Here is a 17,038-nt window from a genome sequence, read left to right as displayed (position 1 = left end):
TCCAGGGCTTGCCGAGCTGTAGCCTGTTCAGAGGAGAGTTTCGTTGATAGTCGATGCCTCCATCGGCATTACCACGATGATGGTTGGCTTTTTGGTCAGAGTTGAAAGCGGCGGAAAGATCGGTCGTGTGGTCATGCGAGAGGCCTCCATGTCTATCCTAAGGATGCCTATCGGCCGAACAAGCGTCCACCAAAATCTGTCCGGTGGACGCAGGGGCCAATGCAATCGTTATACCGATAATGCCCATTATCAAGCTACCTTCCCAGAGGCGCATCAAGCGTTGTGACCTCTGGGTCAATTCAATTTGCAGATTAAAATTGTGATGAGATCAGGCGGCCCTGCTAAGCGGCCGTCCCGTCAGCGAAACAGCCAGTTCTGCTGTCTCCAGCCTGGCTTTAGCGAACCTGAAGCCATCCTCGCGTCCGCGCTCGTTCGCAAGTGCGAGAGTTTCCTGGTCGGCCTCAAGTGTAACGTCTCCCAGCATGGTGAAAACTTGAGCGGCCCACCCGACGCAAAGCGCATCAATAACTGCGTATCGCGTGCGTAGGGGCATAGGTTCGCACTCTATGACCTCCAACAAATTGATCAGGTCGCCACCATTCATCCGGACGCTTCCAGCTGAGGGGGCAAATGCTTTCGAGGGCGCGCTCTCCACAAGACGTTTCACCATCGAAAGCGGAAGATATGCCTTGTTGCGACCGCTGGCGATCTCCATCAGAGGCTCGCTTACAGGAAGCCGCTCGATCAGATGTGTGAAGGGCATATTGCGGATGACTGTTCCGAGAATACGGCGAAGCCCTTTCGTTTTGTCATTACTGACGATGTAGTCCGATTCTTGATGCATCTGATCATCTCCTTGCAGAAGTTTGCGACGTCTGGATGGGGCCTACTTAAGGAATTGTCGAACGAGGTACAAGTCGCGCTGGAGCAAAACACAAAGTCGGCGACCTGTCGATAAGGCCCATTATCAAGCTTTTGAGCGAAGAAATGTCTCGATTGCTCTATCGTCAACCAATATCAACGTAATTTTGACTCGCTGGGCGTCTCGTCTTCCTCAATGCTTTTGACAGGCTTGGCTGCTCTGGAATTGATCCGCTCTTTGTTGTTCGCGAGCAGGTGCTGGTATGACGTATTTCACCTGTTGGTCGAAGGTTGGTGCGCGAACTCTTTCTGAATTTCTGTCAGCACAACAACATCCGGAATGATCCCTTGAGTGTCGCGCAAACGCTCTGCCTGCTCCATGACGCGGACAAATCGGGGAAGCCTGAATGGCTTCATACCGAAATGGTTGCGTGCGATCCTACCAATCTTGTCTGACGGCACACCCATTGCTCGATAGGCTGCATACACACCGAGGAGCCGTTCAGTTTTTAAGCCTGTGAGGTTCTCAAAGTGCGTCCTTCGCGCCTTCTGATCTTTCGTGATCTTTGCCTGGAGCTGGGTTTCCTCCTGATCGGTCTTTCCGAAGTTTTTTCGAAGCGCGCGCGCCTCACTTCGGTCGATGACAGGGGCATCTTCTTCAATGCCCATGGTCCGGAGGACTCTCTTGATCTTTCGACCTACCTGTTCGAACTCTTCCGGTGACGGCGCATTTTTCAGACCGAATTGCCTTTCCAGCACGCGTATGGTTTCCGGCATGGTGCTGCGCGCGTCAGACATCATCGTCAGCAGCGACGCCAGGCGCGGGGCAGGGATACAATACGTGGCCTCAATGCCGTCATAGGCTGATTTCAGCTCCAGTTGGCGCAAGCGCTCTGCCTCCTCCTGTTCTCGCTGGTATTGTTCTGACTCGATTGCGCGGCGTTTTTCTTCTTCAATGGCCGCTGTCTCTGCTGCAAGCTTTTTTCTCTCAGCGTATTCCCAGGCGCTTACTTCTTCCCAACCGACGATTCTGTCCCGATCATCTCGGGTGACAAGTATCCGGTCGAGCAGTTCCACGTCAAAAACGCTCTTCAGATAGGTGATTTGCTCTTCAAAAAACGAGAGTGCTACATCGAGGAGTGCGTTCCGGAAATGATAAGCCCAGAAGGTGGATTTTTCCCTCCCAATCTCATGTGCCGACGCCAATAAGGTATCAAATTTTCTGAAGAAGATGAGTTCCGTCAATTCAGGCGTTGAGTAACGTCTCTGCTGATCCCAGTAATCGAAGCAAAAATCAGACTTTTCTCCGTATTTTTCGCCCCACCGGAGCCGCAAATTGCCTTTGCCGGTATATTCGTAGGTGAGTGTAAGCTTGGGTTTTCGCAGCTTGGTCTCGGAGTCAACAACCCCAGGGCTTCCCTCCAGGAGAGCTGGTATGTTCCACTTTCTGACATCCGTGATTTTTTTGATGTTTTCTGCAGCTTCGTCGATGCCGCGATGGATTTGTGCGAGGAGGCTGCGTTCGTAGTCCCTTGGTCCAGTGCGGAGCCAGATGTATTCAGAAAGTTCGCGAAGTTTGCTCTCTGAGCTATCCCTTGAGATGTACGCCCGATTAACGATCCAATTCAGATCAGCAAGGGGATTTTGATTGCGTCGGTCGACATTTGATGAGGGGGGCAAGGCAGTTAATTCCTTCTCGAATTTGCTAAAGGAGTTATCTTATTAAGACAGGCAATTCAAGCGGATTTATTGGAACGCAGGACGTCTATTCGGGGAGATTCCAACGTCAGACTTCAGCGGGCTTGCCGATAAGTCAACTTATCGAGCCTTTAGCTGTTTGCAAATTGGGAATTTGTTGTTATTTCCTTGATCACCTATCGATGAAGAGGAATTCGGAGATGTCTCAGGCGAAAACTGAAGCTGATGCGAACGGGGATGAGCCCGTATGTGTGGGCCCTAAGCTACCTAAGTGGGTCCAGCCTGGGGCTTCTTTTAAGTACAATTTCGGAGCTGAGAACACCTACACCGGCCGTGAGTTTCATGTCCGTGCGATTGTTGACGGACAAGCGGTGATCCGTGAATGGAAGGAGTCTTCTGGATGGTGCTACACAGTTGAGGGGCCGTATTACTTTCGGGCTTATGGGAGGCGTATCGTCCCCAACAAAGCGGTTAAGCGCTCTAAGGCTCCTTAAACTCACCAATTGAGTTCTGCGTATATTTCCCATGACGGCGGACGTCGGTGAGTGCCTTCTTCGGAATGACTGGCCTAGTCGGTGGCATCCTGCTGAACCTTGTATTGAGAGCAAACGAAGAGCCGATGATGCACAAACGATACGCGAACGTCACAAATCCGGCCATGCGAGCGCATTGGGATCGATGCGAAAGAGCTACCCTGGAAAAGTATAACGTGGTTCCGGACGAGGCGAAGAAGCACGTTCTCAAGGCGTGGAGGTGGGCTAAAGACCACCTGATGCGGAAGGAAGGGTCTGGACATCACTTCTCATTTATCCGCAATAAGGATGGGTCGATCTGTTGTGCATTTGCCAAACCTCAATGGAATGCCGATCATTGTGGGGAAGGAATGCCCACCGGCGCAGAGGCCATCATTCGGGCAGTCTGTGAATACGAGTCCGGTTACTGACTTTGGTTTGCAACTAGCAGCTGGCCGAATTTCGGCGTTTGACCTGGACTGGCGATAAACATCACAATTTATGCAAGGAATTAATTGCGATGTCTTATGTCCTCTGCCCAAGTCGTCCCATGTTCAGGCGACCCGAATGTTTCGCCTGATGCGGACAAAATTCTTGCTTTCATGCGGAAGGCGGCAGCTGCTGAATTCGCCCCGGGTTTGACTGTTGAGGAGTTCTGCAGAACACCAGCATATCTTCTCGCTGTCGAACGAGGGAGAGGTCAGAACGCTGCCGCGACGCTTCCAAAGAAGAATTTCATTGCCTCGATTTTGGATCGCATGCTCGCTTTGGGACTTATAGCTTCCTGGATCGATACAACGGGCAGGGGGCGTTGTGATTACCTTATCGTGATGAAAAGCGGCAGACGAGTCGCCATCGAGGCCAAAGGAAACCTCGATGGCAATAGCGCAGCAATTTTCGAACGCCCTGAGGGTGTCGATGAATTCTACATCTGGTCTATGTCATCTAATGCAGGTACCGATTTGCGACATGGCATCTGGTCCGGACTTCATTCCAGGCTAGGCGTCAACATCGTGACGGCGGATGAGCAAATTGACGGGTTGATCGTTCTAGACAGCATCTGCGGCACAGCCCAGAGACCTTGTCCAAAACTAGGTCAGCAAGGTGAAGCCATAACGATAGTCGGCAGATTCCAGGTGCCTCCACCTTGCATCTTCATGTTCCCGAAGGTTGTCACCCGAGACGGTCTCAGCCGGAGCCAGCCCTTGAATGACACGGAGTTTGCGTCAGCACTGCACGAGTGCTTTCAAGGTCGCGACAGCGATGTGAGCTTCGTTGATTATGAGGTGCTATCCGAACAGGGCGGGCTATCGAGGCAAACGACGCTTCGTCGGGGAAACCACCTAATCAAACAATCTGGGTTTACGAAGATCAATCGCCGTTTAACTGAGAAAACGGGTGTACGATAAAGCATAGGGCCGATAACGCCCATTATCAGGCTATTGATTATTGATCAGAAGACCGTCGACTCAGTGTTCACCTTCGAGATTTTCGAGCGACCTGTGCTGAAGAACGCGTAAGCCAAAGCGCCTGTTGCCAGAGCACATATGGGCGCTCGTTCAGCTCTTTAAACTGGACTTTTTTTGGTATTTGCTGCGTCGGCGGTTGGCGTGCCTCTCTCCGTCCTTCTAACATTTGCTCATGTAACCACAGAGTATTGAGATGATGCGCACAATTCCTTTTGCTATAGCCTTCTTATGTTTGACCGGCATCGCTCAAGCAGCCGAAGTTTGCTATGTGACTGTGACCGTGGATCAGCCGTTGGAATGCACTGGGGGATACGGTGGCGGCTCAGCAGATTTCACGGGCGGATGCAGCTACGGGCCCGAACAGGTTCAAGTGCCTATAGCATGCCCACCAAAAGGTCGTTGGGTTAATATTCCTGCATCTACCTTCCCCATGACAAATCCTGCACCAACGCAGGCAAAGGTTTGCGCGTCTTACGGGATGAAGGCTTCGAGCTGGAACGGCAAAACCTGCGCATCCGGCGAGCGTCGTCCGACAAGTGGTACTGGTTGGGAATCAATTAACTACAGGTACGGCATCAAGGGTGGTGGTAACGGCGGCGATGGCGGCGACAAGCTCGTCAACATCGGGGGTAAAGACGCGTTTGGAAACAGGATTAAGCCTGCTCAGATGTGCTACGACAATAAAATGGGCGCGAAAAACGATACGAAACAGGACGCTTCAGTCGCCGTCTTTTGTGAGTAGCGTCCTTATTCGATCCTAGCCCGGCAGGCGCTCGCCGACATCAAGGCAAGCTCTCCTATTTAATTTGACTAATTTCTTCCGATAATGCGACAACGTCTATTATCGGCCGGACCAGAAGTTATTACGATGTGGGCGGCAACGCGCAGCGGATCAGGAAGGCTGACAGGCCGGATGGAGGTGTGACCGTGAAGGATTATCAGCGCGAGATCGAAAAACTTGCAAGGTCCAAAGGGATTGAGAAGCTCTACCACTTCACTCCCGCTGTAAACGCAGCGAGCATCCTGAAAAACGGTTTGGCCTCGCAGCAGCTCTTGCAGGCGCACGACATTGATTTCTATGCGCCGGATCAGTATCGGTTTGATGATCGTCTCAGCGCCCTTTCCCTGTCGATCCATTCGATCAATGAGGCGCTGCTCAAGAAGAAGATAGCCGAGCACGGTGGAGACTGGATCATTCTTGAAATCGAGGCAAGCATCCTATGGACACATAGTTGCCGCTTCTGCTGGACGAACGCGGCATCTTCTGAGGTCGCAAACTACAGGCCATTCCTCGGCGGCCCCTGGGGCTTCGAGGAGATGTTCAAGGATCGTCCGGTCAGCGCAATAGACCTGCGCTCGCAGCGCGATACATATGGGAAACGCAAAAATCAGCCAACCGATATCCAGGCGGAGGTCCAGGTGTTCGATCCAATCGATTCCGACCTCATCGTAGACCTCACCGTGAAGAATCCGAGGGTGAAACGTGAGATGGAAGCCCTGATGGAACGCATCGGGGAAAGGCGGCCGGTTGTGATCAATGAGCAGATTTTTTGGTAACCGTTAAAGAGCGAAATTCGTAAGCTTCGATCTTGTCTACGAGGTCTTTTCAGTTAAGCCTATTGATGCCGTGATACCACGGTCAAACTCTCACGCCGCCCCTTACGCGTTTGAAGAGACCCTTGCCTTTGGCAAAATCATACGCGACCAGTTCCCACCCATTATATGCCAATTCATTGAGGATCACGATGACCTCGTCTTCAATCGCGCTGCCCATGGTTTGAAACTTGTATTCCCACATCGTACCTACTCCGGAAAAGTCGTTATCTCCAGTACATAAGGAGTTTCGCGTGCTCTACAAGGTTCGCGAATGAGTTGCACACTCGCCCGGGAATGTCAGATCAGCGTGTCTTCACGCTGATCGCGGCAGAATGGGATGACATGCCGAGAGGTAGCGCGGTCGTGAGTGTTGAACGCAGGACTGACAACGGGCCCTTCCGGTCGAAGAGATGGTCCACGTCCAGTGGATTGCCGGGGCATTAGACAAGGATTTACCCCTTAAAATAGCTCCTTTGAAAGTTGACACAGAGGCAGCTTTCTGTTTGATTGCCGTCAGAATCCAAAGGAGAACACCATGCGTTTGACTAAAAATGTTGATTCTAACGGTAATGCAGCATTGAGTCTCTTTAATTACTGGTTCGTAGGGTTTATCGCCAACTCGGTCGCGCTATTAGCAGTTTTCTTGCTGCTGGTAGCAGTTAATGATCTCAGCCCTCTGACGGGATTCGGCCCCTTTTATCCTATCATGAAGTTGCCACTTACCGCATTTTTGTTGCTGGATGCGGCCCTTGCTTTCCCGATGGGGTTTATGGTCGCTGAATTTTCCGTTCTTGGAAACAAACTGCGACAGGAAATTCAGTACAATATTGACCGTGATGGCTACGCAGGTTTCGGGTTTCCGGAGGACTGATTGTTCATGCCGTAAAGTTCATACGGCTGTATCAGCTTCAATGACTCGTCGAGAAAAGGCTTTCTAAATATGAAAATAGAGATCGACATCACCGATCAAATGCCGGAGATGGTTGAATTCATCAGACACCAGACCGAGATCGATATTGACCAGCAGCAGATCGCTGATCTTCTCGCAAAGGAAGTCAGGCTTGTCGCCGATATCGCGGAATGGGGGTGGTGCGATACAGAAGTTAAAAGTCGCGTTATCGGCGTTGTAACGCATCGGTTCCTTAATCGTGGTTGGCCGACCTATGGCGAGAAAATGAATGTGAGAACGTTCATCAATCAGCTTAAGAAGGCAGCGGAGGCGCAGGGTTTCAAAACTCTGGCACAGTCCGAAGACCTCGATGAGGATGCAGGCTCCGGACATCCCGCTCCGACGGGCTGGGAGCATCGCAAGCATCCGTTTGCGCCCCGCGATCACGTAATGTCAGCCGCCCAACGTTGGGCTTTCACCACCGAGAATGCCGATGTGGCTCTGCGCACGAAAGCCTATGCGGCATTCGGCGGGAACATGGCTCGTTTGGCCCTGGTGACAATGTTTCCTGATGGCTCCGCCTTACCGGAACTCAATCGCCGAGTTGCGGAGCGCCGTTCACATGATCCCGACGTCAACATTTATAAGTTACGGAATGAGGTTATCGAGGATATTGCGCAGGAGGTACTAGCACTCGGGAAGAAGCTGAGTGAGGCAAAGCTCAGCTCCTCTGCGCAATCGTTGCTCAAAGAACGCTTCAATCAAGACCCACCCCGGGCCCCATTTCTTGCGTTGCTCACTCACTCCGATGGTACGCAGGAGATGTTGTTGAGCGGCATAGACGGACGATGAGACAAGTCCGAGATCGTGCCGAGGAAGGCTGGGTTCGATCTCGGCGGATCAGGCCAACTCAGGTTCAGGAATGAAGGGCTATCAGGTGTCAACATTTTAGTTATAATCTAATGTTGACATGGGTAATCACTCGTGTTTTCATTTGTTGTCAACATTGATTGTTCCGAGTTCCATGCAGACCATTTCCATTCCATACCGCTGCAGCTCTGAAGACCGCACGTTTATCGCTGCGGTTCAACGGGTCTATTCCGCAGCGGTGCGGACTGGCTTTGCCAATGCGCTGGATAGTAAAGGCAATCTAGTTCCGGAGAAAGCCTTGCGAGAGCTGGTGAAGGATCGCCATGCTGGCGATCTGATCGACGCATGGTCGTTACACTGCGCGACGCTGGAAGCCAGGGACTTACACAAGTCCGGGCAGCCGCAACACATGGTGTTTGGCGGTCGAAAGAATCTGGAACGTCGGCGCAAACGGCTGATCACCAGAGATGAATGGAAAGCACTGCGTCTCAGACCATTCGCTTCGCGAGGCGATAAATCATTCGGCGGCAATCGGCATTTCAAGTTAAGTTTAGACGGCACGAACTGCACCTTCACGATGATGGAGCCTCAGGGAGACGCATCGTCGAGGAAGGGCATGAAGTGGCGCAAGGTCCATCTAGACCTGGCGATTATGACCGGGAACGCCGGTGAGATTATATGTCAGGCAGCCATGCTGGCCTCACTGAAGAAGATCAACGTGATGTTTCGCATCGATCAGAAGAAGCTTCACATCACCGTCGATCCTGTCGATCTGACCGCACATCCGGAGCGTCGTTCCTCGGTTCGGGCGGTGAAGGGTCGGGCAGTCGGCATTGACCTGAATCCAGAATCGATTGGCGTCAGCGCGGTCGAGAACACGGCCGCCGCCTCAGACCTAAAGCTTACCAAGCTGCTCGATCATTTTATCACCGAGACGTCAGCACCAGGCTCGACGACGAACGAAGTCGTTCGTGAAATGTTGGCGAAGACATGCGACCGCATCATTCGCCTTTGTCGGAAATGGGGCGCTGGAGTCATCGCCGTCGAGAAGGGGCTGGGGAAACTTCGATCCGCAGGTCGCAGCAAGGACACCAACCGGAAAAACAACTTCTGGACCAGAACGGTCTTCGTTCACATGCTGATGCGCAAAGCGCGTCTCGCAGGAATGGAAGTCGTCGAGCTATGGGGTGGTTATTCCACCACCATCGGAAATATCGCATTCAAGGCCCCTGATGCTGCTGCAGCAGGGGCAGAGATGGCCCGCCGAGCCTTGGCTCGTCAGGCGAAGATTGAAGAGACCTTGCCGGTTTTTGACGGAGAGATTTGGGATTACCTACAGAAGGATTTTCCAAGTCTCGAAGACTTCAACGACGTCACCAGTTGGCAAGGCGCTCATCAGGCAATCAAAGCGGCGAAGATTGGCTATCGCCGCCCGCACCCGGAGGTTCTCTCTCCGGGTCCTGATGACCGAGGCAGACGCTCCGCGTCGCTCGGCCATGCGGTCTTGCGCCTTGGTCATCGCGGACGTCCGGGGCTTGTGTTCCGGCCTGTGACGATTCAGGTGCAAGCAGATAGTCCGGTGAAACGTGTTTACACACGAAAATCCGGATAGCCAATGAAGGGCACCGTCTTGATCTTTTCGCTTTCGATCTCGGTAAGGAGACTGACTGGTTGACCATAAGCGAGAGCGCGCCAGCCAAGATATTCCTTGACGACATCTGCTGTGTGGACCAACTCAGGTGGTGATGGGCTGCGGTCAAAGCCACTTGTGGGCTTATCGATCAAGACGGTTCCCGACAGCCAATCTCCGGATTGTGAGCGCGTAATCCACTTGGCGCTACGTGCGCCGTATCTGATGCTATGGTTCTTTATCGCTCGATACTTCTCCAGGCTGTTTCGACCGAGGTCCGCTTCTGCCATTTCTGCAATCGGAACAAAAATTTCGAAGAGGGGACCTGTGCCTACCCGCGCATAGCCACGCAACATTATGGTCACCCAATCTCCTTCGCCTTGGAGAACGACTACATCTCGACCGACGGCATCATCTTCCGCGCTCTTAGGAGCATCCCAGGTCTTACAATACTGCACAGGTAGTCCGCGATCCAAGATCGCCAATTGCTCAGTGTCGACAAAATCCGGCCCGAATTCGCTCGTTCCCTTTCCGCCGTATCGCTGCGCATTGTACTCAAGGACCACGGCAAGCGCGTTTTCGGAGAGCTTCAGGGATGGCAGCGGGTAGCCGTCGGCGTTGGGTGGTCCCATAATGCCCAGGGAATAGTATTCCTGCTTCCATTGCCACTTTCCGTCCGTCAGGACACGGCGTTCAACCAGATTGAGGCACGCACGATATTCGTGAAAGATGTCATCGAATAGGGGTGATTCACACCAGTCGTCCATCTGCAGGTCCGCTTCCGGCATTTCCAGGACAGGCCACAGGAGGGTCTCGCTGATATCAACCGGATTTGCCTCCAGTCCTTCACCTCTCATTACGAGGCGTGTTCGATGCTGGTCCACCACGACGGCTGCCATCTTCCTCCCGTTGTCTTCAAAAAGAAGGACGATCAAGTTTCGATATTCGCTCATGGTTTCCCCTGTCGGTGAACATCTATCAAGGTTCGACGAATTTGATCGGTTTGAAAAGGAGTTAGTTCATCTGTTGGGTAACAGTGATTGCTTGTAACTTCATCATCAGTCGAGGACTGTGGATTGTTCTGCTGAGGGCGTTTCTTTCCAATATTTTCCAATGCAATTGTGATGGCCAACGCCGTTGTTAGGATCACTATGTCAATGGTCCATCCTAACCAGGAGAACTCATCCACGCCGAGTGAGCTGGAGACGAGGCCGCCGACGATGTTCGCCATAAATCCTAAGAGGGCATATTTTAGAAGGTACAAATTCGCCTCATTGCGTTGGAATTCCTGTTGGAAGGATTTTAAGGCCGGAAATTCTCACTTCACAACAGAATTCCTTGTTGCGTCAGTTGCGAACGTATCTATATTGACTCCTAAATTAAGGGCCACTCTCCCGCTTCCCACGGGGAGGAGAGATGCTTAAGAAGGTCACGTATGACGCAAAGTGTGCGTTTTGAGAAGAGGACACATGTTCGGATTTTTGAGAAGTCAGCGCATCGCTAACAGACCTCCACACCGTTATGAGGTGCAGGGTGGCCCGTTGGCTGGTCAGACCGTGCCGCTACTCGACGCACATGAGCAGAATGCCTTCGCGGGAGGAGTTTACCGGTTGGTGGAACCTGACTTCTGGGGTTTTAGCGGCGTCGTGCCGTTGGGCGTTTTCTATCACTGGTATGAAGGCGGAAGAAAAAATCCAGATTACCAGTGGGACAAGATTCACTATGGGTGGACCCATTGATCTTCGGCGGGGGCCAAGGCGTCTAGTTGGAAAGGTTTGTACGAATGGGCGGAGTTATTGCGGTAGGGATTCGGCGAGAGCCAGGTCAGTTTGAGACCATTGAGGTCTGGACCAACCAGTTGCCAAGGACAATCCAGAACGGAAAGTTTCTGTCTGGGGACGTGTCGGGCCTTGAAGCCTATCTCGACGAGCACAAAACCGATGCGCGCGGCCTGTACGGTGTCTCGAAGAATGTTCCGTCGCAGTATGGCTATGTGCTGGTTGACTACGTTGACCGCCGGGTTGTCACCGTTTCGGCCTATGGCCATCTGTCTGCGAAGACGGGTGCGAGTTTCTACGTGGGCGTTGAACTCGGCAACGATGAGGATCGAGAATCGGTTTCAAGCCTAATGGAGCATATCCGGTCGCGATGGAGTGAGGACGCACTCATAGGTGTTGGGCCGTTCGCCACGCCCCAGGAACTGATCGCTGACCCGGACTTCAAGGACGCGAATGTTTATCACATTTCCTCTTCTTTCTGGAAGATCGAAGACTGTAATGAAAACAAGGCTGGTTACACGTACCTCAGAGACATCCTGAAGACGATGGTCACGTTCGACTACGCAGAGGAAATCGCCTGGTCGAAAGCCACGGGTGATCGCCAGCCTGTGATCGACTACTGATTGGCTGGGTTCACGGCATCATGTGTGAAACGGCGTTCCCGACGATTATGGCAACGCCGTTTTCGTGTCGCATCGCGCTGCTGCGAGTTAAATAACAACTCTCCGATCCCAATAATCCCTTCTCGGGACGTCATCAGACCAATCAGTGATTTGTCTGAACAGGGCTTGACCGATAAAGATCGCCGGTATGTCGTATCCCGTGTCCTGGCCATTCCATTGCGTTCGCCAAGCCAGCACGGGAAAATCGCCTTTTACCTCTGTCCGCGCTGCCGGATGGTGACCGGCTTCAGCAGAGAAGAGGGCCCGTGCACCAGATGCCAGATCAGGACGCCGCAAAGGGAAGTCGTGCAGTTTACCGCCTTGACGAAAGCTGATTTTCCCTAGCGTTTTGCCTTCGCATCCAAGCCAAAAGCTGTCTGCTTTGAAAGGATCGAGTAAAGTCGACAGATGGTTGAGAAAGCTCACACGGGTATGATGCTCGGCGGGTCGTTCAGATGTCGGGTGCAAAGCTTCGACGAGATATCTGGCGATGCTCGTTTCGATGCCGCACTCGGTCAATCTTGCGATGAATGTCACGCGCCGCTCCGCGCACTGGCTTTGCGAAATGAACTCATCGTCCAGAGTTGGCTGTGTCAAGGCGTGAGACTTACTCATTTCATGCCAGTCGGCATAGCCAAACATCCTCGCGACTAATGCCTGACACCTGGAAAGCTTGATCGTGGGCTCGAATGGTTCGAGCAATTGTTTCATACGTTTGGAAACGGCCTTCGTCCGTTCCAAGTTTGTCATGTGAATACGCATGATATTTTTCCTGACGGAACCTGCCCACTTGGCTCCGGAAAGGAGCAAAGGATTTCTTTGCAAATAAGTGTCTGCGTGACTTTGCCGATGTGGGCGGCTGGCACCTTACGATGTGCACAAACTCAACGTAGATAATCGCGCCCTCGTATGCAAGTTCTCCTTTGAGATTTCCTGCGGGAATTATTGTTGAATGTGGTTCTCTTAGGTCTGACAGGCGAACCGGAGACTTCCTTGCAATTTTGCAAGGAAGTTTACCGTGAGGATATGTTCCTCGTCGTTGGAGTTATCGCGACCAACAATCTCGGGGACTTCCCTGCATAAGCGGTGTTGATGTTCTCGTTTTCGAACAGCCAGGAAGAGCGGATCATCGACGCAATGCTTGAAGTGCAGAAATGCTAGCCGCGCAGCGGCCGGGGCCCTTCTCCGATAGGATCGTAAAAGCCAAGGTTGGGATCATATCGCAAGTGCTCAATGCCCACTCGACGAAGGTTATTGATTAGAATGGGTGCCAGATGATTATCGTCAAACTTCACCTGGCTATTTTTCCGTGCCGAAGGGTTGTCGAGCGGTCTCATGCCCTTTTGCTCCAGTTCAGTTATTTTGATCTGAACACTATCCATCAGCCGTTGATATGCTGCGGAACGGGCCTCGCGGTTCTCAGTTAGACCAAGCAGGTTCTTCAGTGTGCTGGTCTCCCCGATGGCCTCATCGATGACGTCTCTTTTCTCTTGGAGAAGCGATTTTAAAACAAAGAGATCGGCCGCTTTTTGATCTCCGGATTGTTCCATGATCCTGATTACTGCGTTCTGCGTATCGAAGCCATCGACAAACAGTTGCCTGGCCTCTGCTTGCTCCGTTTTATGATATTCATAGACTTGGTCGCCACCGGTCATAACGGAGCTTGCGATGGCTATCGCCAAGAGGCTTCTACCAATAATGCCTCTAAAACGAGGTTCGAGCTTCTTTAACTCAGTCGCCAATGTGTGGTCTCGCATGCCAAGTCTCCTTCGCGTCAATCAACAGTATTGCTTCCGCATGCAACTTTCGAGTCGCCGCTCGTGCAGAAGGAATTGTGTTGTATTACGTCACATTTTGTCCGGGATGATTGCAGGGATTTCCTTGTCCTCCCAGACGGCCCCTCCCTCGCCGGTCGATCCTTGGGCGCTTCAAATCTTGTACGTGATCCGGGACCTTACATCAGAGGAAAAGCTCGTTCTCGCTGAAATGGACCTTGGGATGGGGCTTTGGTCTGATCGGCTTCTTTAAGATGACGTTTGGAGGTCGTATCGCTTGAGCTGCCACGTTCATCCAGTCCGGACCGTCCGGCCAGTGTGACTCTTTGGATTTGTTCCTTTACATCGACCCGGCCGTTGTTCAGGCTTGATGTAAAGGAGACCTCATGAACGCCGCAGCAGAATTTCTTGTCCTTTGGCATCTCAATCGATGCGACATATCAGATGAAGACCGCACTACCCTTGTAGATGCCTTGAAGCGCGGACACGACTTGGGTGAAAGCGACGCTATAGAGCTTGTTTCCGCTTACATTGGCCTGGCCGTCGATGGTTCACGCGGACTGCCAGATGCCGAGATCGTCGATCTTATGATCCGGCTTCACAAACTTCATGAAGCAAACAGCCAGGAGGAGCGGACCATTGATGCTATGCTCGATGTTCAGAAAATCCTGGCTGATCAGCGTCCGGGGCCATTCTCTGAGCGGATAGTCAGCGCTAAGGTCGCGGGCATCGTGCAAAAGCTGAATGCCCACGCCGCGAAAATCTGATTCAGAGCTTCAGACCGGATTGTTTCAAGATGAAGAAATCCGTTGCTTTCTGATTTCCCGAATTCTTGATGATTTGCGCCAAAAGCTGGTCGGTCGCGCGCGCATCCTTAATCAGCTGTGCCGTTTCCGTTCTATCTGCTGTGTGGTAGTCGGCCAAAGGGCCTGTGACAGCGGCCATTGGAGCCCCAATAGTCATCATAGCAACTCCTGTGACCAGACTTCGGGCGATCAGGTCCTTTGAACTTCGGGCCGAGCTTTTCGATCTGGGTTGGTGTTTTCTGATTTTGCATTTTGACGTTCTCCGTGCTTTTCGCACGGGAAGTCGTCGGCCCGCAAAGAAGAACTGCGGTTTCCGCGATGCACGAGTGACCGTCCCTTGAGCATGTTCGACGACGCAATGCGGTAAATCCCCGCACTCCTAAACATCTGATGGCTCCCACTGGATCGACGACGGCGACTAAGGAATCAAGCCCCCGCTGTCAACGAGGGGTGTTGATCACGGATGCTGGAAACTACCTGTCCATTCCTGAACATCTTCGATAACAGCACGTTCTGTCGGAACGTTGTCGATCATGTTTCGAGCAGCGCGGTTTCTTGCGGAGTATTCGTCTTTGCGGCCGACGCTTTCGAGCTGGGCCAATGTCATATCTTCGTGCTCGATCAGGAAGTAGGGGTCATAATCCCAACCTTTTCCGCGTGCAGGCTGAAAGACGCCGTCTACGGTGCCGGTATAGACGGAGACAACGCCGTCCTCGTTGACGCCAAGATTGACGACCCAGGTCGTGCGTTTGCCGAACCATTCATGCACGGAATCCAGACGCCAACGTGCGTCGACAAAGGTTTCGCCTTCAACGACAAGAACGGAGTCTTCCACGATGCGACCGGGGCCTGCGGCGATTGCCTTGTGAATGATGACTTCGAGCGGAGTACCGTCGACTTCGTTGAGGTCAACGCCGGTCTCGACCTGCAAATCTTCAACACCGAAACGACGGTATTCCTCAAGCTTTCTTGCGTTGGAGGAAACAAGTTTTAGCTTTGAAAAATCGATCTTGCTCATAATGCCTGTACCGTTTATTGAGAAATAAATAGACAGCAAAACTCCTTGGATGGGAAGCCCGCATTTGATCGTTTCAGAGAAATCACGGAGCATTCCTGAAACGGAGTTTTCCAAGTGACATATCAAGATCATCTGAAGAGTCTCAGCCAGGAATACGAGCAGTCCTACGGCTTCGGTTTGCCTTGGGCGATCCCTCATTACCAGCCTACCGTCGTCGGATCATGGTCACTACGATCCCGGCCCGGCGGGATTTATGAAAGCTATCTGGCAGAATGCTGTGTCGAGAAGCCTCATGATGTCCTCTGTCATAATGGCGATGCCTGGATGTCTACCTCGATGCTGGAGATCGAGAGCCACGCCTGGCACCTTCACTGTTCGAAAGGCAACGTGTTGATCGCCGGTCTCGGTATGGGCATGTTCCTTCACGCCGTGGCGGCCAAAGACGAGGTGGAGAACGTCGTTGTTCTTGAGATCGATCCGGATGTCATCGAGCTGTTCAAGCGCTCTACAGGCTTCGAGGAATGGCCGCATAGGGACAAGATCACGATCTTGAACATCGACGCGTTATCTCCGAACGCGGCTGCTGATGTGCGATCTGCATTCGCTGGGAAGCGTCCCGACTACCTCTATGTCGATATCTGGCCTGTCTTTCCCGCCGTCGAAGCGCCGGAAGACACCAGGAAGATGGCAGCAATCCATAATCCTGTTTCAACTGGGTGGTGGGGGCAGGAGGTTGAATACGGCCTATGGGTGGAAGCAGGAAACCGGCAGATCGATAGCGACGGCCTTGCTGCGTTTTTCCGGCATCAGGGCATCAATGTTCCGCTCACTGTTGGTTACGTGCAGTTTTGTGCTGACGTTGTCGAAATTCAGTTCGACATGTCTCCTAAGGCCCTGGCACTGAAATAGCTTGTCGCAATTCTGTTGACGCCAATGTCTTTCCCCGGCCACACTGACGCATTGCATTTCTTCTACGAGTTTTCCATGAAATCCATCGACATCTACAGCGACGGCGCGTGCTCAGGTAATCCGGGGCCGGGCGGCTGGGGCGCTATTCTTCGCTTTGGCGCAAAGGAGAAAGAGATTTGCGGTGGCGAGGCGGAGACGACCAATAATCGCATGGAGCTTTTGGCCGCGATTGAAGCCCTTCGTCTTCTGAAGGAGCCTTGTGTCGTCAATCTCTATACCGATAGCTCCTACGTGAAGGATGGCATTTCAAAATGGATTTTCGGCTGGAAACGCAACGGATGGGTGACTGCCGATAAGAAGCCGGTCAAAAACGCCGAGTTGTGGCAGGCGCTCGATGAGGAACGAGGCCGTCATAAGGTGGAGCTGCACTGGGTCAAGGGGCATGCCGGGCATCCGGACAACGAGCGTGCTGACGCATTGGCCCGACAGGGCATGGCTCCCTTCAAGCAGGCGGCGAAAGCCAAGAAGAAGTCTGCAGCGGCCTGACCGTCTCATAGTCATTTGC

At 52.6% G+C, this 17,038-nt stretch carries 22 protein-coding genes; 13 read left to right on the top strand and 9 right to left on the bottom strand.

Features of this window, described 5'->3' with window-relative positions:
- Nucleotides 1-43: 43 nt before the first annotated feature.
- A complete protein-coding gene (locus FFR93_RS40720) occupies nucleotides 44-286 on the top strand; it encodes a hypothetical protein (protein ID WP_171049086.1) in 243 nt (80 codons plus the stop codon).
- Between the two features lie 42 nt (nucleotides 287-328).
- On the opposite strand, the gene FFR93_RS04855 is transcribed toward FFR93_RS40720, so the two are convergent.
- Both FFR93_RS04855 and FFR93_RS04850 read right to left on the bottom strand, forming a co-directional pair.
- Complete coding sequence (locus FFR93_RS04855) at nucleotides 329-844, bottom strand: hypothetical protein (protein ID WP_138392246.1); 516 nt, start codon at nucleotides 842-844, stop codon at nucleotides 329-331.
- A gap of 290 nt (nucleotides 845-1,134) precedes the next feature.
- On the bottom strand, nucleotides 1,135-2,541 hold the full coding sequence (locus tag FFR93_RS04850; RefSeq protein ID WP_138392245.1) for a hypothetical protein: 1,407 nt from the start codon (nucleotides 2,539-2,541) through the stop codon (nucleotides 1,135-1,137).
- A gap of 559 nt (nucleotides 2,542-3,100) precedes the next feature.
- Between FFR93_RS04850 and FFR93_RS04845 the strand changes: the two genes are divergently transcribed.
- The 4 genes from FFR93_RS04845 to FFR93_RS04830 all read left to right on the top strand — a co-directional run bounded on the left by FFR93_RS04845 (nucleotide 3,101) and on the right by FFR93_RS04830 (nucleotide 6,097).
- Nucleotides 3,101-3,502 (top strand): hypothetical protein, encoded by a 402-nt coding sequence (locus FFR93_RS04845; RefSeq protein WP_138392244.1) that lies wholly within the window; start codon nucleotides 3,101-3,103, stop codon nucleotides 3,500-3,502.
- Between the two features lie 96 nt (nucleotides 3,503-3,598).
- Nucleotides 3,599-4,480, top strand: a complete 882-nt coding sequence (locus tag FFR93_RS04840; RefSeq protein WP_138392243.1) for a hypothetical protein — start codon at nucleotides 3,599-3,601, stop codon at nucleotides 4,478-4,480.
- Nucleotides 4,481-4,733: 253 nt separating this feature from the next.
- A complete protein-coding gene (locus FFR93_RS04835; RefSeq protein WP_138392242.1) occupies nucleotides 4,734-5,282 on the top strand; it encodes a hypothetical protein in 549 nt (182 codons plus the stop codon).
- Nucleotides 5,283-5,467: 185 nt separating this feature from the next.
- Nucleotides 5,468-6,097: a DarT ssDNA thymidine ADP-ribosyltransferase family protein gene (locus tag FFR93_RS04830; protein ID WP_171049085.1), complete on the top strand. Its 630-nt coding sequence runs from the start codon at nucleotides 5,468-5,470 to the stop codon at nucleotides 6,095-6,097.
- Nucleotides 6,098-6,179: 82 nt separating this feature from the next.
- Here FFR93_RS04830 and FFR93_RS40715 read toward each other — a convergent pair whose 3' ends face one another.
- Nucleotides 6,180-6,338, bottom strand: a complete 159-nt coding sequence (locus tag FFR93_RS40715) for a hypothetical protein (protein WP_171049084.1) — start codon at nucleotides 6,336-6,338, stop codon at nucleotides 6,180-6,182.
- A 333-nt stretch (nucleotides 6,339-6,671) separates the two neighbouring features.
- Here FFR93_RS40715 and FFR93_RS04825 point away from each other — a divergent pair, with 333 nt between their 5' ends.
- From FFR93_RS04825 to FFR93_RS04815, 3 genes are all read left to right on the top strand, one after another.
- The gene (locus FFR93_RS04825; protein ID WP_138392240.1) at nucleotides 6,672-7,007 is read left to right on the top strand and encodes a hypothetical protein; all 336 of its coding nucleotides are present in this window, start codon (nucleotides 6,672-6,674) and stop codon (nucleotides 7,005-7,007) included.
- 69 nt (nucleotides 7,008-7,076) lie between these two features.
- Nucleotides 7,077-7,877 carry a hypothetical protein gene (locus FFR93_RS04820; RefSeq protein ID WP_138392239.1) on the top strand — a complete coding sequence of 267 codons (801 nt, stop codon included), beginning with the start codon at nucleotides 7,077-7,079 and terminating at the stop codon, nucleotides 7,875-7,877.
- A 172-nt stretch (nucleotides 7,878-8,049) separates the two neighbouring features.
- On the top strand, nucleotides 8,050-9,507 hold the full coding sequence (locus FFR93_RS04815; protein ID WP_138392238.1) for a hypothetical protein: 1,458 nt from the start codon (nucleotides 8,050-8,052) through the stop codon (nucleotides 9,505-9,507).
- On the opposite strand, the gene FFR93_RS04810 is transcribed toward FFR93_RS04815, so the two are convergent.
- Together FFR93_RS04810 and FFR93_RS04805 are read right to left on the bottom strand one after the other, a co-directional pair.
- The gene (locus tag FFR93_RS04810; RefSeq protein WP_138392237.1) at nucleotides 9,486-10,478 is read right to left on the bottom strand and encodes a hypothetical protein; all 993 of its coding nucleotides are present in this window, start codon (nucleotides 10,476-10,478) and stop codon (nucleotides 9,486-9,488) included. The two genes, FFR93_RS04815 and FFR93_RS04810, sit on opposite strands and share 22 nt — an antisense overlap.
- The gene (locus FFR93_RS04805; protein WP_138392236.1) at nucleotides 10,475-10,756 is read right to left on the bottom strand and encodes a hypothetical protein; all 282 of its coding nucleotides are present in this window, start codon (nucleotides 10,754-10,756) and stop codon (nucleotides 10,475-10,477) included. Before FFR93_RS04805 ends, FFR93_RS04810 begins: the two co-directional genes overlap by 4 nt.
- Nucleotides 10,757-10,994: 238 nt before the next feature.
- Between FFR93_RS04805 and FFR93_RS04800 the strand changes: the two genes are divergently transcribed.
- Both FFR93_RS04800 and FFR93_RS04795 read left to right on the top strand, forming a co-directional pair.
- Complete coding sequence (locus tag FFR93_RS04800; RefSeq protein WP_138392235.1) at nucleotides 10,995-11,264, top strand: hypothetical protein; 270 nt, start codon at nucleotides 10,995-10,997, stop codon at nucleotides 11,262-11,264.
- 44 nt (nucleotides 11,265-11,308) lie between these two features.
- Nucleotides 11,309-11,926, top strand: a complete 618-nt coding sequence (locus tag FFR93_RS04795; RefSeq protein WP_138392234.1) for a hypothetical protein — start codon at nucleotides 11,309-11,311, stop codon at nucleotides 11,924-11,926.
- Between the two features lie 87 nt (nucleotides 11,927-12,013).
- Here FFR93_RS04795 and FFR93_RS04790 read toward each other — a convergent pair whose 3' ends face one another.
- Entirely contained in the window at nucleotides 12,014-12,727 is a 714-nt protein-coding gene (locus tag FFR93_RS04790) for a hypothetical protein (RefSeq protein ID WP_138392233.1), read from the bottom strand.
- A 395-nt stretch (nucleotides 12,728-13,122) separates the two neighbouring features.
- Nucleotides 13,123-13,722 (bottom strand): hypothetical protein, encoded by a 600-nt coding sequence (locus FFR93_RS04785; protein WP_138392232.1) that lies wholly within the window; start codon nucleotides 13,720-13,722, stop codon nucleotides 13,123-13,125.
- Nucleotides 13,723-14,126: 404 nt separating this feature from the next.
- On the opposite strand from FFR93_RS04785, the gene FFR93_RS04780 reads away from it, so the two are divergent.
- Nucleotides 14,127-14,507 (top strand): hypothetical protein, encoded by a 381-nt coding sequence (locus FFR93_RS04780; RefSeq protein WP_138392231.1) that lies wholly within the window; start codon nucleotides 14,127-14,129, stop codon nucleotides 14,505-14,507.
- A gap of 1 nt (nucleotide 14,508) precedes the next feature.
- Here FFR93_RS04780 and FFR93_RS04775 read toward each other — a convergent pair whose 3' ends face one another.
- Together FFR93_RS04775 and FFR93_RS04770 are read right to left on the bottom strand one after the other, a co-directional pair.
- A complete protein-coding gene (locus tag FFR93_RS04775; RefSeq protein WP_138392230.1) occupies nucleotides 14,509-14,706 on the bottom strand; it encodes a hypothetical protein in 198 nt (65 codons plus the stop codon).
- A gap of 297 nt (nucleotides 14,707-15,003) precedes the next feature.
- Entirely contained in the window at nucleotides 15,004-15,678 is a 675-nt protein-coding gene (locus FFR93_RS04770) for a non-canonical purine NTP pyrophosphatase (RefSeq protein WP_171049083.1), read from the bottom strand.
- A gap of 222 nt (nucleotides 15,679-15,900) precedes the next feature.
- Between FFR93_RS04770 and FFR93_RS04765 the strand changes: the two genes are divergently transcribed.
- A complete protein-coding gene (locus tag FFR93_RS04765; protein ID WP_138392228.1) occupies nucleotides 15,901-16,473 on the top strand; it encodes a hypothetical protein in 573 nt (190 codons plus the stop codon).
- Between the two features lie 75 nt (nucleotides 16,474-16,548).
- Nucleotides 16,549-17,019, top strand: a complete 471-nt coding sequence (rnhA, locus tag FFR93_RS04760) for a ribonuclease HI (RefSeq protein ID WP_138392227.1) — start codon at nucleotides 16,549-16,551, stop codon at nucleotides 17,017-17,019.
- Nucleotides 17,020-17,038 lie beyond the last annotated feature (19 nt).

This window comes from Rhizobium sp. MHM7A, assembly GCF_005862215.1.
In the GTDB taxonomy this organism is placed as follows: domain Bacteria; phylum Pseudomonadota; class Alphaproteobacteria; order Rhizobiales; family Rhizobiaceae; genus Rhizobium; species Rhizobium bangladeshense.
Note: the sequence above shows the minus strand (reverse complement) of the source record. Positions and strands in the feature narration are given on the sequence as shown.